This is a genomic window from Proteiniphilum sp. (assembly GCF_034331125.1).
In the GTDB taxonomy this organism is placed as follows: Bacteria; Bacteroidota; Bacteroidia; order Bacteroidales; family Dysgonomonadaceae; genus Proteiniphilum; species Proteiniphilum saccharofermentans.
This window is the reverse complement of sequence record NZ_JAXQGC010000032.1, coordinates 66,107-88,618: the sequence shown is the minus strand read 5'-3', so window position 1 is coordinate 88,618 and position 22,512 is coordinate 66,107. Positions and strand designations below refer to the sequence as shown.

The following is a 22,512-nucleotide window of genomic DNA, read 5'->3' as shown; positions in this document are numbered from 1 at the left end:
TCACCAATAACCTAAAACCAGTTTAGTATTCCCTTAAATTATGCATGATTTGAAGCAAAACATTTTTAGCTCCAATTAATTCTTTATCCGATATGCCTTCCAGTACATGATTGACAATGCTATGCACCACATCGGTTGTTTTTTGCTTTAGGGTAGCTCCACGGGGGGTGAGGTGAATGAGATTGTTGCGTCGGTCAGCTGGATCCGATTCCCGTCTGACCAGTTTCTTTTTTTCCAGATTGTCTATCAACCGTGTTACGCTCGGTTTGTCTTTCTGGGTGAGATCACAGATATCCTGTTGGATGATCTTGTCTTTATCCCATAAGCAGGATAGTACCGTCCATTGCTCAGTGGTGATATCAAGCCCCTCCTGTGCAAAAGCCTTCAGTACGGTACGATTGATGGCTCCGGAAATCTTTCCGGATAAAATTTCAAATATTTCACGTTCTGTTACTTTTATCATAGGATTCCTGTTTTTTAGTTGCATAAACAACTAATTGGCTGCAAAGGTATGTTTTCCATTGGAAAGTTGTTCTTGAATTAAACTTATTTATTCTGGTTTAACTTTTTATCAAGATGGGGATGATAGGAAAAACCGCTAATAGATACGGTCTGTAGGGATTATACTGTTTTGTTCTATATCGATCAAACTCTGTTAAAGTTTGTCACCTTATCTGGTGTCTGATCGCGATAGACCATAAAAAAAGGGTAAGCTTACTATATCGCGCCGCTACAACCAAATACCCTTGCTTCGATCAAGACCTGGGGGATTCAATGGGAGCTGGCCGTATAGGACTTACCCGACTGCAAAGATAAAGCTTTTTTTTGAGTTACAAAATGGTGAAATTGATTTTTACTATTCAGTCCCTTTTTTTATATTTAAAGAAGATAGGATGCATCTCGGCAATCCTTAGAGAGTAAACTCTCACGATTGCTCTCGATTTTCACTATCTTTGTAAAATATAAGATGCGCCTCGGAAAAGCCTAAGCAAGCTTGGCTTTTCTCTCGGCTTTCATTATTTTTGAAGAAGATAGGATGCATCTCGGCAATCTTTTGAGAGTAAACTCTCACGATTGCTCTCGATTTTCACTATCTTTGTAGGGTGAGTGTGGATTTAACTATGCAAGAATATTACCAAACATAAATAATCATGGATATTGTAGATAGGTTTATAAAGTATGCTCGCATCGATACACAATCGGATGAGAACAATACACAAACTCCGAGTACACAAAAACAATTCAATCTTGCCAAAGAGGTGGAGCAGGAAGTGCTAGAGATGGGATTGACAGACGTGAGTCTCGATAATAATTGCTATCTTATGGCCACTCTGCCGGCCAATACACAGAAGAAACTGCCGGTGATCGGTTTTATCGCCCATTTCGATACCAGTCCCGACATGAGCGGCAAGAATGTGAATCCGAGAATTGTAAAGAATTATGACGGAAAGGAAATCATATTGAATGAGCCGAAGGAGGTAGTGTTGTCGCCTGCCGATTTTCCCGAATTACTCCATCATATGGGCGAGGACATCATTGTGACCGATGGAACTACCTTGTTGGGGGCTGACGATAAGGCTGGTATTGCAGCGATCATGAGCGCTATGCAGTATCTGATTGATCATCCTGAAATCGAACACGGTAAGATCCGCATCGGTTTCACACCGGATGAGGAGATTGGCCGGGGGGCTGATAAATTCGATGTCGCCAAATTCGGTGCCGATTGGGCATATACTATAGATGGAAGTGAAGTGGGAGAGTTGGAGTATGAGAACTTTAATGCCGCTTCGGCCAAGATTGATATACAAGGAAGAAATGTACATCCTGGCTATGCAAAAGGGAAGATGGTCAATGCATTACATCTGGCCAACGAATTGATAGCGCTTCTTCCGGAGAGCGAGCGCCCCGAACATACAGCAGGTTATGAAGGATTTTTCCATCTGATTTCTCTGGGAGGCACAGTAGAGGAAGCCAGTCTGTCGTTTATTATCCGCGATCATGACCGGGAGAAATTTGAAGAACGTAAGCGGTTAATGGAGAGCGCTGTGGAAACGTTGAACAAAAAATATGGCGACCGGCTTACACTGCAGATGAAAGACCAGTATTATAATATGCGAGAGAAAGTGGAACCGGTGAAATACATAGTGGATTATGCCTACCAGGCTATGGAAGAAGTGGATGTGAAACCTAATGTGAAACCTATTCGTGGGGGAACCGACGGTGCTCGTTTATCATTTATGGGGCTTCCTTGTCCCAATATCTTTGCCGGAGGGATGAATTTCCATGGCAAATATGAGTTTTTACCTATTCCTTCCATGAAAAAAGCATCAGAAGTGATTGTGAAGATAGCCGAAATAGTAGCCAGAGAGGAAAAAATATAATATGAAGACAACCCCATTTACAGATTTGCATATCGGGCTGGGAGCCAAGATGCATGAGTTTGCAGGATATAATATGCCCATAGAATATTCCGGAATTATAGATGAACACTTGACAGTAGTGAATTCCGTGGGGGTATTCGATGTATCGCATATGGGTGAGTTTTGGGCAAAAGGCCCAAAGGCTTTAGAATTTTTACAGCGTGTAACCAGTAACGATGTTTCCGTGCTAAAACAAGGAAAAGCGCAATACACCTGTTTTGTGAATGAAGAGGGTGGGATAGTGGACGACTTTATCGTCTACCATTACGAACCGGAGAAATACCTTTTAGTGGTAAATGCCGCCAATATTGAAAAGGATTGGGCTTGGTGCCAACAATGGAACACCATGGGCGCGGAATTGGAGAATGCTTCGGATCATATGGCTCAATTAGCAATCCAGGGCCCCAAGGCTATAGAGACGCTGCAGAAGCTGACGGATCATGATCTGTCGGCCATTCCTTTCTATGCTTTTGAAACCGGGTCATTCGCCGGGGTGGAGAATGTGATTATATCCAATACCGGATACACCGGTGCCGGAGGATTTGAACTTTATTTTTATCCCGAATATGGCAAGAAAATCTGGGATGCCATTTTTGAAGCGGGTGCCGAATATGGTATCAAACCTGTCGGACTGGGTGCACGTGATACGTTACGGTTAGAGATGGGATATTGTCTTTACGGGAATGATCTGGATGATACGACTACGCCATTGCAAGCCGGATTGGGATGGATCACCAAGTTTGCAGATAATAAGCCCTTTGTAGGCCGTGAGGTGCTGGAAAAAGAGAAAGCAGAGGGTGTATCCCGTAAACTCTGCTGCTTTGAACTGGTAGATAAAGGAATTCCCCGCCATGGGTACGAGATCGTAAACGCAGAGGATGAGGTGATCGGCAATGTCACTTCCGGAACGATGTCGCCTGTGTTGAAGATCGGTGTCGGTATGGGATATGTGAAACCCGAGTTTGCGAAACCGGGTACCGAGGTCTACATAAAAGTACGCAACCGGAACCTGAGAGCAAATGTCGTAAAACCGCCTTTTAGAAAGTAGAGATAGATTCAATTGATCTGGAGGGAAAGTCGCCTAATTTCTTTATGGTAAAAAAAACGAAGATAGCCCAAAATCTATTTTTCTTTCTCGGTGGATTGGCGCTCGGGATAATGGTTTATAAGACTGGGTTTGACAATATCTTGATTAATATAAAGCAGACCGGTTGGTGGTTCGTGCCAATTATCGGAATGTGGATTATTGTATATCTTGTAAATACCTACTCCTTTTATGTCATTATCAATGATGGAAGTAAAGAAGCCCGGGAGATAGGATTCCTTCGACTCTTTAAGCTGGTTGTCAGTGGTTTTGCCGTTAACTATATCACTCCTTTTGGATTGATGGGGGGAGAACCATACAAGATCATTGAACTGAAGAGTACATTAGGAATACAGAAAGCTACCTCTACGGTACTGCTCTCCACAATGATGCATCTTGTTTCACATTTCATCTTTTGGATGATTTCTATTCCATTACTGCTTTTTCTGGTACCTGTGCTTTCCGGTTTGTTGGAATGGTTGATATTCCTGGTCAGTATAGCATCATTACTATTCCTTTTCTGGGCATTCAGGATATATACACGGGGAGGGGTGGAAAGAGCAGTGCTGATAGGAGGTAAACTCCCTTTTGTAGGGAGAAGGATAAGGGCTTTCTATAGAGAGAATCAGGAGAAACTCAGTCAAATGGATGGTTTGATCGCCGATCTCTATAAGAATCGTAAGGGAGATTTTGTCCTGTCTCTTGCATTGGAAATTTTCTCCCGTTTTTTTATTTGTGTGGAGATAATACTGATTATGCAGGCTATCAGATGGCCGGTTTCTTTCAGTCAGAGTATATTGATCGAATCCATTCAGTCGTTGTTCTCCAACTTATTTTTCTTTATGCCGATGCAAATGGGGGCGAGAGAAGGTGGATTTGCTTTAGTATACCGTATTCTCGCAATACCGGTAGCATTGGGTATTTTTACCAGCTTATGCAAGCGTATCCGAGAACTCTTCTGGACTTTAGCCGGACTGCTGTTGATACAGGTAAAACGGGGTAAATAGATGGATGATACCTGTTAACCGAGAATCGATAGTGTTTGTAAAAATGATAATTACCCGTAAATCCCTTTCTTTCCTGCCAGAAGGGTGTTTTTTAACAGTGACACGATAGTCATAGGGCCCACGCCGCCGGGAACGGGAGTGATATAGGAGCACTTGGGTGCTACCTCATCGAACAGCACATCACCGGTGAGTTTGAAACCCGATTTGGTCCTGTCACTAGGCACACGGGTAGTACCCACATCGATCACCACGGCACCTTCTTTTACCATGTCGCCTTTCAGGAACTCGGGCACACCCAATGCCGCGATAATGATATCTGCTTGCAATGTGATCTCTTTGATATTGGGAGTACGGCTATGGCAGACAGTGACGGTGCAGTCGCCGGGATAAGCTTTCTGCACCATCAGCATGGATACCGGCTTACCGACAATATTACTACGCCCCAATACCACGCAATGTTTCCCTTTGGTCTCTATTTTATATCTCTTTAGTAATTCTACGATACCGGAAGGGGTTGCGGAGAAAAAACAGGGCATACCGAGTGACATACGGCCCACGTTTACAGGGTGGAACCCATCTACGTCTTTGCGATAATCGATTGCTTCTGTGACTTTTGTTTCAGAGATATGTTTTGGGAGAGGTAATTGTACAATAAATCCATCTATATCGGGATCGTTATTCAGCCGCTCTACACAGGCAAGTAATTTTTCTTCGGTGACATCATCTTCATAACGGATCAGCGTGGAGTTGAATCCAACCTCTTCACAGGCTTTTACCTTGTTGGCTACGTAGGTCTCACTTCCTCCGTCGTGGCCGACCAATACCGCTGCCAGATGAGGTGTTTTGCCTCCGGCAGCTTTTATATTCGCCACCTCTTCGGCGATCTCTTTCTTTATCTGTGCGGCTACCGCTTTTCCGTCAATTAATTGCATATCCTTGGTTGATTTGCTGATTTGTTGATTCATTGATTTGACGATTATTAATTATTAAATCGTTAAATCATCATTACTTCCCGATAAATCTGAACAAGTCGTCCCGGTTTGTCGAGATCATCATATCGAATTATCTTCTTCTCATATTGCGCATTGCCTGACGGCCTCCACCGGTGGTCATCATACGCATCATCTTACGGGTCTCATCGAACTGTTTGAGAAGTTTGTTTACTTCCTGTACGTTGGTCCCACTACCCTTGGCAATACGGGCACGGCGGCTTCCGTTCAGTATCTCCGGATTGGTACGCTCCTGGGGAGTCATGGAACGGATGATCGCTTCGATACCCTTGAATGCATCGTCGTCGATATCCAGGTCCTTGATTTGTTTGCCTACTCCCGGGATCATTGATGCCAGATCTTTCAGGTTACCCATCTTCTTGATCTGCTGGATCTGGGCAATGAAATCGTTGAAATCAAACTGGTTCTTGGCGATTTTCTTTTGCAGGCGGCGCGCTTCTTCTTCGTCGTATTGCTCCTGTGCCTTCTCTACGAGCGAGACAATATCACCCATGCCGAGGATACGGTCTGCCATACGTTCGGGATGGAATACGTCGATAGCATCCAGTTTTTCGCCGGTTCCGACGAATTTAATCGGTTTATCTACTACCGAGCGGATAGATAATGCAGCGCCGCCCCGGGTATCCCCGTCGAGTTTGGTCAGCACCACGCCGTTGAAATCGAGCCGTTGGTTGAACTCTTTGGCGGTATTCACTGCGTCCTGTCCGGTCATAGAATCCACCACGAAGAGGATTTCCTGCGGATTGACCGCTTTCTTGATCGACTCAATCTCGTTCATCATCTCCTCGTCGATGGCAAGACGTCCCGCGGTGTCGATGATGATCAGGTCTTTTCCGTGCTGACGGGCATATTGAATAGCGTTTTGGGCAATTTTGACAGGATTCTTGTTGTCTTCTTCGGCATAAACCGATACTCCAATCTGTTCGCCCAATACTTTTAACTGTTCAATAGCGGCGGGACGGTAGACGTCGCCGGCGACCAACAAAGGATTTTTTCCCCGCTTGCTTTTAAGCATGTTGGCCAGTTTGCCTGAGAAGGTGGTTTTACCCGATCCCTGCAGACCGGACATAAGGATAATGGCGGGATTTCCCTTGATATTGAATTCGGCAGCGCTTCCACCCATCAGCGTGGCAAGTTCATCGTGGACGATCTTCACCATCATCTGCTCGGGTTTCACTGCGTTGAGCACGTCTTGTCCCAGTGCTTTCTCCTTTACCGTTTCGGTGAATTCCTTGGCGGTTTTATAGTTCACGTCGGCATCCAACAGTGCACGACGCACCTCTTTTAATGTTTCGGCCACGTTGATCTCGGTGATCTTACCCTGACCTTTCAGTATCTTGAATGACCTCTCCAGTCTTTCACTTAAATTTTCAAACATAATATCCTTATACTGTTTTTATTTTGCCTTTATTGTAAGCAATATACCAATTCAATTCAGATAATCAGTATGGTGAGAAACGAACCTGAATACCATTTGAAAGTGACTCATTGTTTGCACTATTACCAGACTCGCACCTGTTTCGGCTTAGGCGGTACAAAAATACATGAATTTTTGCCTATATCCAATCTCTCTTATACTTTTCTTGGCATTTTTGCTTTTTGTCGGTAGTTGGATTTTCAGCATGAAGAACAACGATTTGGGGCTGGTACTTGTTTTGAAAACTTTCAATCATAGTTCTCTGAAGATAAATTAACAGGTAGAATAAATTCACGCCCTACACTGTAATGAATAAGACCCTGATGTTGCAACCGTCCAATAATCATAGCTGGGTGCGTATTAAATTCTTGTGCATAAGCTGCAATTTGGTCGGCTGTAATTGAAGTAGGGTGTGCACGTAACAATTTTTCTTCCTGTTCTTTGGAGAAGGTATGTTTCACTGCGAAATCATGTGCTTCCTGTTCTTTCTCCGGGTCGGCAGCGGCAAAGTCAACATTCTCGAGTGAAATGTATTTTTTGCCATGTAAAACAATGTGCCCTAACTCATGAAAAAAGGTAAACCAGAACCTGTCGTTCTGTTTATAACGCGCTGTCAGTTGAATTAACGGATTGTCATTAATCCATCGTGTAGAACCGCTCAAAGGTACTTTAGGAAGTTTAGGTGTAAATAATAAAACCACTCCCGCCTGTAGACAAAGTTTTTGCAATTGCTTAAAGAAGTCTACAGGCTGTTCTACCATTAACTTGCGTATGGCAGGTATATTACTTTTTAGCTTCTTTACATTAAAAGCCGGGGCTTTAATTTGTTTTGCCTGTAACTCACCTTGTCGAAGCCAAGCCGAAATAGCATGTGGTTCGTGCATGTGTTTTAATGATGTATATGCAGCAACTTTAAGTTCAGATTCCATATATAGGCTTTCCCATCCCTTTTGGGTGGCTACACCGAAGTAAGTTAAGAGGTTTATGGTTTTTTCTTCGATTTTTCGAGTAGGTGCTACCCAGTTGAGTTTTGCCATCTCGGTATAGGGAAACTCTTTTGCCCAGTCTGCAGCCTCGGTAACAATGGTTTTCAGTTTTTCTCTTGTTTTAAACTCATCGTAGCGTTGTTGATGCCTCATCCAAAAATTAGCGGGAATTTTGGTCACATTCTCAAATTTAATGGCCATTTCCGGGGTAATGGCACTTGATCCTTTTAGAATGGCAATAATTGTTTTCTCGGGTTTGTCGGTACGTAAAGCAAATTCCTTAATACTCATACCCATTTCTTGCAACTTTTCTTCTAAGGTATCACCCGGGTGAAGAATGGTTTGCGGATAATATTGATTTTTAGATGTCATAATTTAGCCTTCCTTGTGATAGTCTGTAATTTCAATAATTTCGACCGCTTTTATTTCTATCCAAATATACTTACCGTCTTCATCGGTCGGGATGGGTTTTTCTAAAGGCTCAAATATTAAGCGGTAAGGTTGATCTAAACTACAGGCCCATTGTCCTTTTCTGTTACCTGTTAGTTCGTGCCAATGGCCTGGCATATCTCTCAATTCTTCCAAGTTCTCTACTACAAAGAGTGCCGTCATTCTTTTCTTCAATATTTCAAACCTTTTTTTGCCAAACTCTTTGAGTGCAAATCGGTCATCGTTGGCACATTTTTTAATTTTCTTATCTGCAAAGGTAATATTCATTTTTGAAAATTCAAAATATAATTTACACTTTCTGTGAATTAAAAAAATAAAATAAAGCTCTTGTATTGTTTAAAATATCATCTGTTTCTTAGTAATCCTTGATTGGTATTTCCGATTGTAAAGATATAAGAAATCATATTTAGTACTATATAATATGATTTCTTTCCAATATTTATCATGTTGTGTTTTTTCTGTGACATGGTTTACATCATGATAATCTATGAATATGACTTTATGGAATTAATGTATATAAAAGGAATATTGAAAAAATGACTATTTTTGTTGTCTCTTAAGCATGGCGCGATGAAAAAAAGTCCACTCCGTAGATTCATATCTCTCTCTATTGCCGCTGCAATAGTAACCATATTACTGAAATTTTATGCTTATTCTGTAACAGGTTCCATGGGTTTCCTGTCGGATGCGTTAGAGTCGTTCGTAAATCTGTTTGCGGCGATCTTTGCGTTGGTGATGCTCAACATTTCACAGAAGCCGGCTGATAAGGAACATGAGTTCGGACATAGTAAAGCGGAGTATTTTTCCAGTGCGGCGGAGGGTGCCCTTATCCTGATAGCAGCATTCACCATTATCTGGTCAGCTGTTCCGCGGCTTATCGATCCCCGCCCCATTGAAAATATCAACACAGGTCTGCTCTTTTCGTTGCTGGCGTCGCTTGTTAATCTGGCTGTGGGTATGACGTTGGTCCGCAACGGGAAAAAAAGGAGATCTCTCCTGCTGGAGGCAGACGGAAAGCATCTGATGGCGGATGTGTGGACTTCGGCAGGTGTGATTGTGGCAATCGTGATCGTGAAGTTCACCGGTTGGTTAATCGTCGACCCTATCATTGCCATCTTAGTGGCACTCCATATTATCTATACGGGATACAGACTGATCAGCCGTTCTGCCAGCGGTTTGATGGATGCTTCCATTCCCGGCGAAGATTTGGAGAAGATTACTAACTATCTTGATTCACTGAATGACCAAAAGATTGAATATCATTCGCTGTTGACCCGTGTGGCCGGACGCCGTAAATTTATCGCCATGCATATACTGGTTCCGGGTAAGTGGACAGTGAAAGAGGCACATGACTATGCAGACGAGATTGAAGAGACCATTGTGAATATGTTCGATGAACCGGTGACGGTGCATACTCATCTGGAACCGGTGGAAGATCCCGCATCGATGAAAGATATCGGTATTGACCGACAAGAGATCGATGATCATCTGTAACCTCATTAAGAGTAGCCTTCATCCGAAAGAAAAAAGCTGCCGCATAGTGCGACAGCTTTTCCATTGTTTTTTTCTATTGTTATTATCGGGCTGCGATAGCTTTTAGGCAACAGCGGAACCGATAAGGAACACACCGGCCAGTGCCACGATGGCATACAACTCCGGGAATACGGCAAGGATAAGGGTGTTTCCGAATACATCATTTCCCTGTCCGATGGCGGCGATACCGTTGGCACAGACCTGCCCCTGGCGGATGGAGGAGAGCAACCCCACCAATCCCATGGCAATCCCTGCCGCGAAAGCAGCAGCGGCCTGGATGGCTGTGATGTCGGGCGTCAGGATATTGAAGATACTCTGGAACATGAAGTAACCGGCAAAACCGTATAACCCTTGTGTGCCGGGCAGCGCCGTCAGCACGAGGAAATTCCCGAATTTGCTGCTGTCTTTCTTCAGTGCTCCGATCGCTGCATTCCCGGCAATGGTGACCCCGTAGGCGCTGCCGATACCTGAAAGTGCGATCATAAGTCCGATGCCTGTATAGGCGATTAATAAGTTGGTGTCCATAATGTTTTGTTATTTGTAATTGTTTGAATTTTTTCGTTTATTTCTTATTCTTTACTCTTCACTCTTCATTCTTCATTCTTCACTCTTCACTCTTCACTCTTCATTCTTCACTATTTCCTGAAAGGATTGTATTTTTTTCCTCCCCCGGCGAATTCCGCATTTTTATAGAACTCCACAAAGGTGAGGCGCAGCGGGTGTACAAAAGCGCCGAGCACGTTCATGAACATGTTGATGCCATGTCCGAAAAGGAAGATCAGCAGGAAGACGAGCGAACCCGCGATCACGTTGTCCGGCTTTAACCCCAGTGCCAGGCTGTTGAATACACTCGCCAGGATACCTCCGGAGAGACCTAAGGCGAAGAGGCGCACGTATGACAACACATCACCCAGCAGGCCGGTGGCCATATTGTAGGTATCCCACAATCCGAGTCCCACGTTCATGAACGGGTTCTTTCCGGGTGAGTTGAAGAAGAAGATCAGCACGGCCGATAATCCCATCACGATGAGGTGGACCGTACCACCCATCGGCATAAGAGCCGGGAAGAGATAGGCCACGCCTACGCTGAAGAGCAGGACAAACCAGCCGATGGAGGAGAGTGCATGCACCCATCCAAACTGCTTGACGCGGTTCACGATCTTCAGGAACATGGCGAATATGATCTGTATGACCCCTAATATAAGGGATAGCATAAACATCTGTTCATTATCGAAATAAACCTGGTCCCTCATATTCTCGAAGAAGGGTATGTTGGTCTCGTAGATACTGAAACCGAAGAAGCCGCCGGTGAGCAGTCCGCACACCATGGTGGAGGCACCCAGTATCTGTACGAGCGTGACTATGCCGCGCATCGATCCCTTGATCTTCTCCTTCGCGAATATCTTTGCCATTGTGGCCGCTACCAGCAGCAGTGTGCCGTATCCCATATCTCCCAGCGACAATCCGAAAAAGATCATATAGAAAGGGGCGAAGAAAGGGGTGAGGTCGATCTCGTTGTACTTGGGTAGCATGTAGAGCTCTGCGATCGGTTCGAAGAGCCGCGTGAACCGGTTGTTCCTGAATTTGATGGGCACATCGTCTTCAGGGGCGGGGTCGGACACCTGGTAATAGACATCCTGCGACTCTAAGTAATTCGTGATCTCCGGCACGTTCTCCTCCGGCGCCCAGCCCTGTAAGAGCATCAGTTTATCTTCTGCCGCAGGGGTGGCGCTGCGGGCTACCCTGGTGAAAAAGATATCCGATTCCAGCACTTTCAAGGCAGCTTCTGCCGACGGGATTTCCGCCGTGAGCGCTTTCAAGGCTTCATCCTCTTTTTGTATTTTCTCCTGTAACGAGTCGATCAGATTGGAGAGCGCCTCTAATGATACTTCGGGGACTTTCATCTCCTCCAACTGTAATTCGTCAGCCGGCTGTACACCTTTTGTCACCGTGATGAAATAGGTTTTGGATGCTTCTTTATGAATGACAATGGCGTTATAGCGCGTTTCCCACTCGGGATCATACTCCCTGTCGGGCACAATAAAGAAGTGGATATCATATCCCGCCTCTTTCAGCCGGTGGATATTCTCCGGGTCGAAATTTCCCCAAGGGCGTAAGGTGTCACGCTCTTTAAGGCTGACCTGTAACTGCTGGTGGAGAGCCGACTTTTTATTTTCGATTCTCTCTATCTCTGCCGGGATATTCATTCCCCGTTCTATATCGACATCATGAAATGGGGCGGCTGCTTTCTTGTCACGCAACTGCTTGAGTTTCTTGATTGATTCACTCAGCCGTTTCGATGCAGAGAGGTAGTCTTGTAATTTCTCTTCATCCACCTTTATATTATCCTGCTCCGCCACATGTATCATACCCAAATCACGCAGGGCATGGAGGAACCGGTCATAGTCCTTATGGAAAGAGATAAAAATAAATTTCTTCATTGTAGCTACCATACGCTTCCCTCCTGTTCTCTACGTTGTTCCTGATGAGCACGCATGATCTTCTGCGACGATTTAGAAAGGTTTTCCTCATCTTCCAGATAACGTTTTATCTTCAAAATGGCTTCCTGATAGCCCGGTATCTGTACTTTCTCGAAGAGGTTGACCTTCTGTGTGGTTTTTTTCCTTGCATACTCGAGCCGGGAGAGCCTTATCTCCTGAAAATCGCGGCGGATTCCTATCTCAGCCAGTCCTTCGAGGGTTTTTACCCCGTCGAGAAACCATTTGGGGCGGTTGAAAAGGCTGAACGGCCGGATCTCAAAATCTACCTTATCAAGCATTGGCAGGAGTACTCCCGCAATCTTTCTCTTTGAAAGGTGCACATCTTTTATGCGCAACAGGGTAGGGTCGAACTCCGTCCACATACTCACCATCTTATCGTACGATTTGATCTTTGCTTCGAGTTCCTTGTCGAGCTCTTCTATTTCCGCTTTGGTCTTTTTCACTTCCATCCGCAGCGCCGATTCTTTGTTCTGCAGCGTGGGAAGCGCCCGTTCACGTACAGCCAGTTGTTTTTCCAACTGCTGGCGGGACGTTTTATTATATTGAAATCGAATAGCCATTATTGTTGCCAGTAGGTATCTATCAATTCCTGTTTCATATTTACCTCGGCCGGTTTGAAATGCCTTGACAGCAGCTTCCATGTGTTGTCCAGCATTTCGGTGGTATCGAGGTTCACATCGATAGCGAGTATCTTTTCCGAATAATCCAGGGCAAACGAGAGAGTCCGGGTGTCGTAATCGGTCAGGTCGAACCCGTTCTCCATTTTCGTTTTGGCATTGGCGGCATCGGCATAGAGACGTACGGCGGCGTTCATCACCTGCGGGTGGTCTTCGCGGGTCTTCTTGCCCTGCACCAGTTGTTTCAGGCGGGAAAGTGAGCGGAACGGATCCACAACTACCTTACCTACATCACTGTCGCGGCGCAGGAAGAGCTGCCCTTCCGTAATATAGCCCGTGTTGTCGGGTACGGCATGGGTGATATCGCCCCCGGAGAGGGTAGTTACGGCTACAATGGTGATGGAGCCGCCCGCCGGGAACTGCGCTGCTTTCTCGTATATCTTGGCAAGGTCGGAATAGAGCGATCCGGGCATCGAATCTTTCGACGGGATCTGATCCATACGGTTAGATACGATAGAGAGCGCATCGGCATAAGATGTCATATCGGTAAGCAGTACCAGCACCTTTTCGTTTTTATCCACTGCAAAATATTCAGCAGCCGTCAGTGCCATATCGGGTATCAGCAGACGTTCTACTGCCGGATTTTCAGTGGTGTTCATAAAGCTGATGATCCTGTCCAGAGCCCCTGCGTTGCTGAATACATTCTTAAAGTAGAGGTAGTCGTCGTTGGTCATCCCCATACCGCCCAGGATGATCTTATCGGTCTGTGCGCGGAGTGCCACAGTAGCCATTACCTGGTTGAACGGCTGGTCAGGGTCGGCAAAGAAAGGGATCTTTTGTCCCGATACCAGCGTATTATTCAGGTCAATGCCCGAAATACCGGTGGCAATCAGTTCCGACGGTTGCTTGCGGCGTACCGGATTGACTGAAGGGCCTCCAATTGGTCGTTCTTCTCCTTCGGGTACAGGTCCGCCGTCTATCGGATCACCATAGGCGTTGAAAAAGCGGCCTGCCAGTTGTTCACTTACCTTCAATGAAGGAGATTTTCCCATAAAAATCACTTCGGCATTGGTAGGAATACCCTCAGTTCCTTCGAAAATCTGGAGAGTTACCTCATCGCCGATGATTTTTACTACCTGTGCCAGACGACCTTCTACGGTGGCTAATTCATCATAACCTACATTGGTCGCCTTTACCGAACAGGTGGCTTTGGTGATCTGGGTAATTTTTGTATATATTTTTTGAAATGCTTTTGCCATAAAATTCAAGATTCAAAATTTAAAATTCAAGATTGTGAATTGAAAATAGACGGAGTCAAATTGTAAAATTATCGAATCATCACATTAGTCAGATACTTTTTTTCGGGATATCAACTCGTCCAGTTGTTTCCTGTATTGATTGAACTTATCCGACCGGAACTCCGAGTAATTCATCTGTCTTCCGATATTGATCAGTTCCTTGAAAAAATCGGCAACCTTGTTAAAATTATCGAACTCGAAATCGGTACGACAAATATCGGTCACCATATCCAGGATATATTTCTGCCGTTCGATGGGAGTTACCGAGTCGATATCGTCGAAAGCATCCTGCTGAAGGACGATAAAGTCGATCAATTCCGATTTCCAGAAAGTAACGTGATATTCTGTCGGTACTCCGTCGTCCCCCAAGATATTGATCTGTTCTGCAATTTCTTTTCCACGTAAAAGTCGGGTCTTGGCTTCGTTTACCTTCTCTGTCCAGTCACTCGATATATGTTCCGAGATATACTCTTCAAACTCGGGATATTCGATATATTTGGAATAAGAGTCGATCGGGTTGATGGCCGGATAACGTTTCTTGTCGGCACGATCCTGCTCCAGTGCGTAGAAACAGCGGGCCACCTTCTTGGTGTTTTCGGTTACCGGCTCCTTGAGGTTACCCCCGGCGGGTGATACCGTTCCGATAAAGGTGATGGAACCCTCTTTTCCGTTGTTCAGGATCACGTGTCCTGCGCGGCCGTAGAAGTTGGAAATGATGGCCGACAGGTCCATCGGGAATGCGTCGGGACCGGGAAGCTCTTCCAGGCGGTTACTCATCTCACGGAGCGCCTGCGCCCAGCGTGAGGTGGAGTCAGCCATCAGCAACACTTTCAGTCCCATGGAACGGTAATATTCACCGATGGTCATGGCGGTATATACCGATGCTTCACGGGCAGCTACCGGCATATTAGAGGTATTTGCCACGATGATGGTACGTTCCATCAGTTTGCGGCCGGTATGGGGGTCGATCAGTTCCGGAAATTCGGTAAAGATTTCCACAACTTCGTTGGCACGTTCACCGCAGGCGGCAATAATCACAATATCTGCTTCCGCCTGCTTGGAGATGGCATGCTGTAATACCGTTTTACCCGTACCGAATGCTCCCGGGATAAATCCTGTTCCTCCTTCCACGATGGGGTTCAGGGTGTCGATGGATCGTACTCCCGTTTCCAGTAGTTTGGAAGGACGGGGTTTTTCTTTATAAGCTGTGAGCGGCATTTTTACCGGCCAACGCTGGATCATGTTTAGTTCGGTTTCCTGACCGTTACTGTCTTCCACTACGGCGATGGTTTTGTAAATATTGTAATCACCCTCTTCCGTAATGCTTTTTACAGTATATTCCCCCTTCATGATGAATGGCACCATGATCTTGTGGGGCTGGAAATTCTCATCCACTTCTCCCAGCCATGATCCGGCAGTCACTTTGTCACCCGGTTGGGCTATCGGTTTAAAATGCCATAGTTTCTCCTCGTCGAGCGGGAAGGTGTATTCACCCCGTTTCAGGAAAATCCCTTCCATCTTATCGAGATCGTTCTCCAGTCCGTCGAGGTTGCGTTGCAGTAGTCCTGGTCCCAGTACTACCTCGAGCATATGACCCTGGAACTCCACCTCCGTACCGACGGTTAGCCCGCGGGTACTTTCAAATACCTGCACATAAGCGTTGTTTCCGACCACCTTGATAACTTCCGACATTAAACGGGTGCCATCAAGGTCGATATAGGCGATCTCATTCTGGGCCACCGCACCGTCTACTTCCACAATAACGAGATTGGATATAATCCCTTTAACTGTTCCTTTTGTTAGCATATATGATTGTTTGTATTTTTTTCTTTCTATATATCCTCCGGTCTTTGTATCTCATTCTTTAATTGTGTGATCAGTTCCCGGAAAACACGCTCTCCCTCTTCGGCGTTGAGGCTTACCCACCGCTCCAATATCCTGAGTTTACAGAGATAGGCGAAGATATATTCGATATTGAAATAGTCGAACAGGGTGTTGCCCTCTAACCAGTCCCAGCGGAATTTATCGATCTTACGCTCCCGCTCGTAAATATCCGGTTCTTCCGCTATCCGCAGGATGTCATCGTAATAATCAAGTTCGCGGCTGATACCGAAATCGCGTGCATTGGCATTTTCTCTGATGAGGTTGGCAATTTCGTTGTTTCCGACAACCACTTGACTGACATCCATTCCGTATTTCCTCGCGAAGATAGCAGCAAGGATATTGCCGATGTTGAGATTCATTTCAAACCAACCAGAGATCAGACTATTTTTTACCTCCATCCCGTAGTCTGCATATAAAGAACTGATAAGGTCCTCCAGCGTTTTCAGGTGTCCGGGTATCTCTTCATCCAGCCATGCCCTGACGGTCTTTTCGAAATACGGCGGTACCTGTTTGTTCTCTATGGTATCTCCCTCTTTCACCTGCCGGATCACCTCTTCCAGTTCGGCATGTGAGAGTATTCCCTGCTTTTCCAATTCACTCTCCTTCTTTTCCAGCAACCGAAAAAGATTGTCGTTGTCGTAAGAGAGAAAATAACTGTACAAAAGCTTTTTATCTTCCGGTTCAAGGGCTTCGTCGAGCATCTCCCTGAACTCCTCTACGGAGAAGGGTAGTTTCATGCTATCGAAAGAAAAATCGGGTAATCCGGATATAAAATAGTAATATTGATTCTTAAAAATCATAGGCAAAGCCAACCTCCTGAAAGAGATCGATGAAAATTTTCAGTTTCTAAAAAAGAAGTTGTTGGATCTGGGGCCGTAAAAATTCCCTGAAGTAGTTGACAAACTCTTCTTCTCCGAATTTTACTTTGTAGGAACCATCTTCGGGTGCGAGGGTGAATCCGGTTTTGATGCCGTTTACCGATTCGATCTTTAATCCTTTCTCCAGTAGGTTTTTCGCATGTGACGCGATATAGGATTTCAGTTCTTCCGGATTTTCCACGCCAACGGTCAATGTGTCGTTCTTCGACCAGTTTTGTACCAGTTCCACGATCAACTGTTGCATAAATAATTTGTCTTCCACAACCGTTTTTACCTGTGTGGTAGACAACTTGTCGGTCACCAGATTGATGATTTCCGTTTTTAGTGCTTCGGTAGATTGGGCAGCATAGAGTTTCAACTCTGCCTCTGTGTTTTTTCTCAGTTCTGCGCTTTCCTTTTCCGCAGAAGAAATCAATTCTTTGGCTTTGGTGCGAGCCGCATCCACTATCTGTTGTTCTTGCGCCCGTGCTTCCGCAATAATCCTCCCGGCTTCTTCTTTGCCCTTTTCGACGCCTTCCGTGTAAAGTTTCGAAGTAAGTTCCTGAATCTTATCCATATATTAGTATGTAATGAGTTTTTTTTCTGAAAAACTGACACTCTTTCTTCCCAGTATGCTGATTTTTAATATGTTGTGAAAACATATAAAGTGAATTTACAAATTTACAAAAAAGAAAGTATAATTATTGCTTTATCATTTCAAAAAAATAGAATCTTTTATTAAAAATGGAATTTATTTTGTTTTCTGAAATGAAAATGATACAGTAGCTACTGTTTTGTATCTTTTGACAAAGATATGATATGAAGAGGTTTCCTGTTACATTAACTCCCCGAAACGAAAGATTTGGGTACTGAACTGCATAAAGCCATTACCCGGTCGTATATACGGTCAAAAAGATAATAACCGGTCAAATTGGGGTATATCGTCTTTTTGAAGTAATTTTGCGCCAATGGACAAAAAAATCTTCAGGCTCGCCCTTCCCAATATCATCACCAATATCACCGTCCCCTTGCTGGGAATGATCGATATTGCCATTGCCGGCCGACTCGGCTCGGCTGTGTATATCGGAGCCATTGCACTCGGTGCCAATATCTTCAATATGATCTACTGGAACTTCGGCTTTCTCCGGATGAGTTCCAGCGGGTTTGCCTCCCAGGCGTTGGGAGCCCGGAATTTTCCGGAGGTGATGAATGCATTTATCCGTTCGCTGGCGATCGGTCTGGGAGTAGGGATGCTGATCATATTATTGCAATATCCTATAGGGATGTTAGCTTCCGGTTTGATACAGTCGGGCCCTGAATCCACGGATCATGTGATGACCTATTTCCGTATCGTGGTATGGGGAGCGCCGGCTGTATTGGGTATGTATGCTTTTAAAGGGTGGTTTATCGGTATGCAGAATGCGAAGATTCCTATGGTCGTCGCCATACTGAATAATTTGCTGAATATTGTCCTGAGCCTGCTTTTTGTGTTCGGCTTTGGGATGAAGATTGAAGGGATCGCATTAGGAACAACACTTTCACAAGTTATTTCGCTGATGGTGGCAGCCGGGTTCTGGTGGAAGTACTATCGCCGATTACGGAAATATATCCGTAAGGAAACTATTTGGGACAGACAAGCTATACGGGAGTATTTCAGGGTGAACAGTGATATTTTTGTCCGTACTTTTTTGTTGACTTTGGTGACTACCTTTTTCACCTTTGCCTCCTCAGGAATGGGAGAGACTATATTGGCCGTGAATGCTTTGCTGATGCAGTTCTTTATGCTGTTCTCCTATTTTATGGATGGTTTTGCCTATGCGGGTGAAGCGCTGACCGGACGGTTTTATGGAGCAAAGAACCAGGAGTACCTGCAATGGATGATCCGCAGGGTCTTTTTCTGGGGATTGATAGTGAGCCTTGCTGCTGTAGTGATCTATATGCTCTTTCCCGATCCGATATTGCATATCATGACCAATGATCTTGTTATTATTGAGCATACCAAAGATTTTATGTTCTGGACGGTGCTGATTCCTGTTGTCGGCTTTGCCGCTTTCTTGTGGGACGGCATCTTTATCGGTGCGACCGCTTCCGCCGAGATGCGGAATGCTATGATACTTTCCTCCATCGTCTTTTTTGCCTGCTATTTTATCATGACACCGCTGTGGGGAAATAACGGCCTCTGGCTGGCGTTTATCCTCTACCTTTTTGTGCGAGGTGCTACGCAGACCCTTTGGGCAAAGAAAGCATTACGATTACCGTGATAGAAAACGGCACAACCTACATGAGGTCAGAACAATTGTCGGATATACAACGGGAAATTGAGAAACAGGCTTATGATAAAGTAAAGAGTTTAAATTTATCATCTTGATAATGGAAAATTTTGAAGATTACGAGAAAGAACTGAAAACGATCAACATCCATACTGCAAGTCGTATTTCGTTGGTGATTACCATTGCCGCGGCAATATTGTTCGGTATTCCTTTTTATTTTATATGGAGGCCGGAGTTCTCATTATCGCTGCAACAAAGTCTGTTATTTGTATTATTATTCTTAGTCGGTATTGTTCTACATGAACTGATCCACGGTTTTTTCTTCGGTTTATTTGCTGAGAAGGGGTTTAAAAGCATTCGGTTTGGAGTGATGTGGAAGATGCTTACACCTTATTGCCATTGCAAGGAGCCGCTAAAGATAAAGCATTATTTCCTGGGTGCATTGATGCCGGCGCTACTACTGGGAATCGTGCCGGCCGTTATATCGCTTTTCAACGGCAGTGGACTGATGCTGTTGTTTGGAATTATTTATACCGGTGCAGCAGCAGGTGATTTTATGATAGTATGGATACTGCGGAAAGAGCATCCTGAAACTTATGTACAGGATCATTCGTCGGAAGTGGGGTGTTTTGTTTACCGGAAGAGTTAGTATGATATCGAAACATAGAGATAAAGTATCTAAGCGGCAGTTTCTGCTTTTATTGATCAGGGTTGGTGCATTGTTTGTAATGATCTTTCTGTTTAGCCTTAGCACAACGCTTTCGGAATGGTATATGCGTGTGATTTATCCCGTTGTAGCCATAGTGCTCTCTTTTATCTCGAATATTTTCTCCTTTTCGTTATACGATATATTTTTGATCGTGGCGGTGCTGCTGTTGATAAAACTGATCCTGTTCGTCATCATACGAAAGATCTCCTTTTCGGAGTTTCTTTTTTCGCTGATCCGGTTTATGATGGTTATCGTTTTCTGGTTCTATTTTAGTTGGGGGATTGCTTATTTCCGGGAAGACTTCTATGGTCGGAGCGATGTGAAGGAAATGGCATTTGATCCGGAAATTTTCAGAGATTTTGCCGTCCGGTTTATTGACCGGGCGAACCTTTACTATGCCGATTGTACAGATATGGACAGGCACGAAGTACGGCGAGATATTGAGTTATCGTACCGTATAATGTATGAGACGTTAAGAATATCTTATCCCAACGGGAAAAGGAAGCCAAAGCCGATGATGTTCGAATCGGTCTATTCGAAAATGGGTGTTTCCGGCTATTTCGGCCCATTCTTCAATGAAATCCATGTGAATAACTATAGTCTGAATTTCACCTGCCCGTTTACTTTAGCGCATGAGATGGCCCATCAGTTCGGCATCGCTGCCGAATCGGAAGCAAACCTGTATGCTTTTGTTGTTTGTGCCCGCAGTGACGATGAAAAGATACGGTACAGCGCATATGTGTCAACGCTCCGGTATGTGTTGAACGATATACGCCGGTTCCTCCCGGATGAGTATGAATCGCTGGTTTTGTCCATCCGGCCGGAGATCATTGCAGATCTGCGACGAAACCGGGAGCATTGGCTTGCGGCAAGGGACGAATCCCTGTCGGATATGCAGGATAAGGTATATGATGCTTATCTGAAGACAAATAAAGTAAGTGGAGGGCAGGCTAATTACTCTGAAGTAGTCGGCTTATTGGTTTCAAGTTATGATGTTTTATTATAAGCAATCAACTATAATTCCACATCCCACATTCCACATCCCACATTCCACATCCCACATTCCACATCCCACATCCCACATCCCACATCCCACATTCCACATCCCATATCCCACATCCTAATGTCTTACTCCAAATATTCCCCGACTTTACCGCTGATCTGCAGTAAGGAGATTTCGTAAAGTTTGGTATTGTACCGTGCGGTGAGAAGCCGCTGTTCCGCTTCGAGCAGGCTGTTTTGCGCTTCCCGCAGTTCCAGTCCCGACAGGTCTCCGATCTTGTACCGTTCCATGGCGATCTCGTAGTTCAACTCCGCATTTTCGAGGCTTTCTATTTCCAGATTGGTCAGTTCCATGTTATTCTGATAGGCCATCCACATATTGGAAAAGTCGCTTTCCAGTGCCAGTTTGTTCCTTTCAACCTGTAACTCCCGGTTCTGGACGGTGATCTCGGCATTTTTCTGCTCCCTTCGGCGATTGAACCCGTCGAAGAGGGTATAGCCGAGCGTAAGTCCCACGTTCGGCCCCCAGGTCCGTTGCCTGTCGAATGTTCCCGTATTATAGTTATAGTGCGTAAAACCATAACCTGCGTTCAATCGCAGATAGGGATAATTGCGGCTTCTCAGGGTTTTAAGATCCAGTTCACTCAGCGTTTTGTTTTTTCCGCTCAGCAGGAGAACCGTGTTGTGTTGCATGGCCCGGTTGAACAATTCTTCTTTCGAGAGGGCAGTATCGAAAAGAATGGTAGTGTCTTTCGCCAGGAAGTGTTGCTCCACATCGCCTCCCATCATCTCATTCAATCGTATCCGGGAGCTGTTGAGAATCTCGTACTGCTGTATAAGCAGTGAGCTGTCTGCATTGAAATCGACTTTCGCCTGTTGCAGGTCGAGCCTTGAAAGGGAACCCACCTGATAACGTGCTTCCACAATGCGCAACCGTTCTTTGGAAAGCGATACCGCATATTGAAGGTTTCCCAGCCGTATCTGCTGTTGCACATAATTATAATATTCCGCCGTGAGGTTGGCGATGAATTCCTCCACAGCCAGCCGGGTATTTAATTCCCCCACAGTTTGTAACTCTTTCAGTCGTTGATAGTTGGTTTGCACCCGGAAACCTTCGAAGAGTGTCCAATTGAGATTCAGTCCGGCATCCAACGTTTGTGTATTGGAATTACGAGTTTCTATAGCCTCTCCTCCTTCTGCAGGATACTGATCGGAATTGCTGTTGCGCAGATTATAACCGGAGTTAAGACTGACTTCCGGCAGGAATCCGGCATTTCCCAATGTGACATTATTGTCTGAGATCAACTCTTCATTGCGTACTATACGCAGATCATAATTGTTCTCCAGCCCAATCCTCAGGCATTCCTGCAAGTCCATCACAGGCTGTGCGGATGCAGCGGAAGCAAGCAGGAGAAAGAGCAGTAACGGCACATTCTTTATCATCATATAGTCTGTTTTCAATTACCA

At 45.0% G+C, this 22,512-nt stretch carries 20 protein-coding genes; 7 read left to right on the top strand and 13 right to left on the bottom strand.

Annotated features, from left to right (window positions below):
• Positions 1–22: 22 nt before the first annotated feature.
• On the bottom strand, positions 23–463 hold the full coding sequence (locus U2P89_RS06520) for a MarR family winged helix-turn-helix transcriptional regulator (protein WP_092027629.1): 441 nt from the start codon (positions 461–463) through the stop codon (positions 23–25).
• Positions 464–1,151: 688 nt separating this feature from the next.
• On the opposite strand from U2P89_RS06520, the gene pepT reads away from it, so the two are divergent.
• The 3 genes from pepT to U2P89_RS06505 are packed head-to-tail and all read left to right on the top strand — an operon-like array spanning position 1,152 to position 4,511.
• On the top strand, positions 1,152–2,381 hold the full coding sequence (gene pepT / locus U2P89_RS06515; RefSeq protein WP_322190981.1) for a peptidase T: 1,230 nt from the start codon (positions 1,152–1,154) through the stop codon (positions 2,379–2,381).
• A 1-nt stretch (position 2,382) separates the two neighbouring features.
• Positions 2,383–3,468: a glycine cleavage system aminomethyltransferase GcvT gene (gcvT, locus tag U2P89_RS06510; RefSeq protein ID WP_092027577.1), complete on the top strand. Its 1,086-nt coding sequence runs from the start codon at positions 2,383–2,385 to the stop codon at positions 3,466–3,468.
• A 44-nt stretch (positions 3,469–3,512) separates the two neighbouring features.
• The gene (locus U2P89_RS06505) at positions 3,513–4,511 is read left to right on the top strand and encodes a lysylphosphatidylglycerol synthase domain-containing protein (protein ID WP_092027575.1); all 999 of its coding nucleotides are present in this window, start codon (positions 3,513–3,515) and stop codon (positions 4,509–4,511) included.
• A gap of 50 nt (positions 4,512–4,561) precedes the next feature.
• On the opposite strand, the gene folD is transcribed toward U2P89_RS06505, so the two are convergent.
• The 4 genes from folD to U2P89_RS06485 all read right to left on the bottom strand — a co-directional run bounded on the left by folD (position 4,562) and on the right by U2P89_RS06485 (position 8,641).
• The gene (gene folD, locus U2P89_RS06500; protein ID WP_092027627.1) at positions 4,562–5,443 is read right to left on the bottom strand and encodes a bifunctional methylenetetrahydrofolate dehydrogenase/methenyltetrahydrofolate cyclohydrolase FolD; all 882 of its coding nucleotides are present in this window, start codon (positions 5,441–5,443) and stop codon (positions 4,562–4,564) included.
• 130 nt (positions 5,444–5,573) lie between these two features.
• On the bottom strand, positions 5,574–6,899 hold the full coding sequence (ffh, locus tag U2P89_RS06495) for a signal recognition particle protein (RefSeq protein WP_092027573.1): 1,326 nt from the start codon (positions 6,897–6,899) through the stop codon (positions 5,574–5,576).
• 287 nt (positions 6,900–7,186) lie between these two features.
• Positions 7,187–8,296, bottom strand: coding sequence for a HigA family addiction module antitoxin (locus U2P89_RS06490; protein WP_091906625.1), 1,110 nt, complete (start codon positions 8,294–8,296; stop codon positions 7,187–7,189).
• Positions 8,297–8,299: 3 nt separating this feature from the next.
• Complete coding sequence (locus tag U2P89_RS06485) at positions 8,300–8,641, bottom strand: type II toxin-antitoxin system RelE/ParE family toxin (RefSeq protein ID WP_091906627.1); 342 nt, start codon at positions 8,639–8,641, stop codon at positions 8,300–8,302.
• A 303-nt stretch (positions 8,642–8,944) separates the two neighbouring features.
• On the opposite strand from U2P89_RS06485, the gene U2P89_RS06480 reads away from it, so the two are divergent.
• On the top strand, positions 8,945–9,868 hold the full coding sequence (locus U2P89_RS06480; RefSeq protein ID WP_322190980.1) for a cation diffusion facilitator family transporter: 924 nt from the start codon (positions 8,945–8,947) through the stop codon (positions 9,866–9,868).
• Positions 9,869–9,970: 102 nt separating this feature from the next.
• On the opposite strand, the gene U2P89_RS06475 is transcribed toward U2P89_RS06480, so the two are convergent.
• The 7 genes from U2P89_RS06475 to U2P89_RS06445 all read right to left on the bottom strand — a co-directional run bounded on the left by U2P89_RS06475 (position 9,971) and on the right by U2P89_RS06445 (position 17,641).
• Positions 9,971–10,432, bottom strand: coding sequence for a V-type ATP synthase subunit K (locus U2P89_RS06475; protein ID WP_322190979.1), 462 nt, complete (start codon positions 10,430–10,432; stop codon positions 9,971–9,973).
• Between the two features lie 110 nt (positions 10,433–10,542).
• Positions 10,543–12,360 carry a V-type ATP synthase subunit I gene (locus U2P89_RS06470; protein ID WP_322190978.1) on the bottom strand — a complete coding sequence of 606 codons (1,818 nt, stop codon included), beginning with the start codon at positions 12,358–12,360 and terminating at the stop codon, positions 10,543–10,545.
• Positions 12,354–12,968 carry a V-type ATP synthase subunit D gene (locus U2P89_RS06465; RefSeq protein WP_322190977.1) on the bottom strand — a complete coding sequence of 205 codons (615 nt, stop codon included), beginning with the start codon at positions 12,966–12,968 and terminating at the stop codon, positions 12,354–12,356. The genes U2P89_RS06470 and U2P89_RS06465 overlap by 7 nt, the downstream gene beginning before the upstream one ends.
• Positions 12,968–14,284, bottom strand: a complete 1,317-nt coding sequence (locus U2P89_RS06460) for a V-type ATP synthase subunit B (RefSeq protein ID WP_322190976.1) — start codon at positions 14,282–14,284, stop codon at positions 12,968–12,970. Before U2P89_RS06460 ends, U2P89_RS06465 begins: the two co-directional genes overlap by 1 nt.
• Before the next feature lie 84 nt (positions 14,285–14,368).
• Positions 14,369–16,129 carry a V-type ATP synthase subunit A gene (locus tag U2P89_RS06455; RefSeq protein WP_322190975.1) on the bottom strand — a complete coding sequence of 587 codons (1,761 nt, stop codon included), beginning with the start codon at positions 16,127–16,129 and terminating at the stop codon, positions 14,369–14,371.
• Positions 16,130–16,155: 26 nt separating this feature from the next.
• Positions 16,156–17,007 (bottom strand): DUF2764 family protein, encoded by an 852-nt coding sequence (locus U2P89_RS06450; protein WP_313381566.1) that lies wholly within the window; start codon positions 17,005–17,007, stop codon positions 16,156–16,158.
• A gap of 46 nt (positions 17,008–17,053) precedes the next feature.
• Entirely contained in the window at positions 17,054–17,641 is a 588-nt protein-coding gene (locus U2P89_RS06445) for a hypothetical protein (protein ID WP_313381565.1), read from the bottom strand.
• 391 nt (positions 17,642–18,032) lie between these two features.
• Between U2P89_RS06445 and U2P89_RS06440 the strand changes: the two genes are divergently transcribed.
• From U2P89_RS06440 to U2P89_RS06430, 3 genes are all read left to right on the top strand, one after another.
• Positions 18,033–19,325 carry an MATE family efflux transporter gene (locus U2P89_RS06440; protein ID WP_322190974.1) on the top strand — a complete coding sequence of 431 codons (1,293 nt, stop codon included), beginning with the start codon at positions 18,033–18,035 and terminating at the stop codon, positions 19,323–19,325.
• 109 nt (positions 19,326–19,434) lie between these two features.
• The gene (locus U2P89_RS06435; RefSeq protein ID WP_322190973.1) at positions 19,435–19,983 is read left to right on the top strand and encodes a DUF3267 domain-containing protein; all 549 of its coding nucleotides are present in this window, start codon (positions 19,435–19,437) and stop codon (positions 19,981–19,983) included.
• 1 nt (position 19,984) lies between these two features.
• Entirely contained in the window at positions 19,985–21,049 is a 1,065-nt protein-coding gene (locus U2P89_RS06430) for a DUF3810 domain-containing protein (RefSeq protein ID WP_322190972.1), read from the top strand.
• A 122-nt stretch (positions 21,050–21,171) separates the two neighbouring features.
• Here U2P89_RS06430 and U2P89_RS06425 read toward each other — a convergent pair whose 3' ends face one another.
• Positions 21,172–22,488: a TolC family protein gene (locus U2P89_RS06425; protein WP_416188622.1), complete on the bottom strand. Its 1,317-nt coding sequence runs from the start codon at positions 22,486–22,488 to the stop codon at positions 21,172–21,174.
• Positions 22,489–22,512 lie beyond the last annotated feature (24 nt).

What these genes read in the sequence shown, in the direction of transcription:
- U2P89_RS06450 (WP_313381566.1), bottom strand. Translation starts at nt 17,007, where the DNA reads ATGATTTTTAAGAATCAATATTACTATTTTATATCCGGATTACCCGAT.
- U2P89_RS06480 (WP_322190980.1), top strand. Translation starts at nt 8,945, where the DNA reads ATGAAAAAAAGTCCACTCCGTAGATTCATATCTCTCTCTATTGCCGCT.
- ffh (WP_092027573.1), bottom strand. Translation starts at nt 6,899, where the DNA reads ATGTTTGAAAATTTAAGTGAAAGACTGGAGAGGTCATTCAAGATACTG.
- pepT (WP_322190981.1), top strand. Translation starts at nt 1,152, where the DNA reads ATGGATATTGTAGATAGGTTTATAAAGTATGCTCGCATCGATACACAA.
- gcvT (WP_092027577.1), top strand. Translation starts at nt 2,383, where the DNA reads ATGAAGACAACCCCATTTACAGATTTGCATATCGGGCTGGGAGCCAAG.
- U2P89_RS06485 (WP_091906627.1), bottom strand. Translation starts at nt 8,641, where the DNA reads ATGAATATTACCTTTGCAGATAAGAAAATTAAAAAATGTGCCAACGAT.
- U2P89_RS06460 (WP_322190976.1), bottom strand. Translation starts at nt 14,284, where the DNA reads ATGGCAAAAGCATTTCAAAAAATATATACAAAAATTACCCAGATCACC.
- U2P89_RS06430 (WP_322190972.1), top strand. Translation starts at nt 19,985, where the DNA reads ATGATATCGAAACATAGAGATAAAGTATCTAAGCGGCAGTTTCTGCTT.
- U2P89_RS06505 (WP_092027575.1), top strand. Translation starts at nt 3,513, where the DNA reads ATGGTAAAAAAAACGAAGATAGCCCAAAATCTATTTTTCTTTCTCGGT.
- U2P89_RS06425 (WP_416188622.1), bottom strand. Translation starts at nt 22,488, where the DNA reads ATGATAAAGAATGTGCCGTTACTGCTCTTTCTCCTGCTTGCTTCCGCT.
- U2P89_RS06435 (WP_322190973.1), top strand. Translation starts at nt 19,435, where the DNA reads ATGGAAAATTTTGAAGATTACGAGAAAGAACTGAAAACGATCAACATC.
- folD (WP_092027627.1), bottom strand. Translation starts at nt 5,443, where the DNA reads ATGCAATTAATTGACGGAAAAGCGGTAGCCGCACAGATAAAGAAAGAG.
- U2P89_RS06520 (WP_092027629.1), bottom strand. Translation starts at nt 463, where the DNA reads ATGATAAAAGTAACAGAACGTGAAATATTTGAAATTTTATCCGGAAAG.
- U2P89_RS06465 (WP_322190977.1), bottom strand. Translation starts at nt 12,968, where the DNA reads ATGGCTATTCGATTTCAATATAATAAAACGTCCCGCCAGCAGTTGGAA.
- U2P89_RS06445 (WP_313381565.1), bottom strand. Translation starts at nt 17,641, where the DNA reads ATGGATAAGATTCAGGAACTTACTTCGAAACTTTACACGGAAGGCGTC.
- U2P89_RS06490 (WP_091906625.1), bottom strand. Translation starts at nt 8,296, where the DNA reads ATGACATCTAAAAATCAATATTATCCGCAAACCATTCTTCACCCGGGT.
- U2P89_RS06475 (WP_322190979.1), bottom strand. Translation starts at nt 10,432, where the DNA reads ATGGACACCAACTTATTAATCGCCTATACAGGCATCGGACTTATGATC.
- U2P89_RS06455 (WP_322190975.1), bottom strand. Translation starts at nt 16,129, where the DNA reads ATGCTAACAAAAGGAACAGTTAAAGGGATTATATCCAATCTCGTTATT.
- U2P89_RS06440 (WP_322190974.1), top strand. Translation starts at nt 18,033, where the DNA reads ATGGACAAAAAAATCTTCAGGCTCGCCCTTCCCAATATCATCACCAAT.
- U2P89_RS06470 (WP_322190978.1), bottom strand. Translation starts at nt 12,360, where the DNA reads ATGGTAGCTACAATGAAGAAATTTATTTTTATCTCTTTCCATAAGGAC.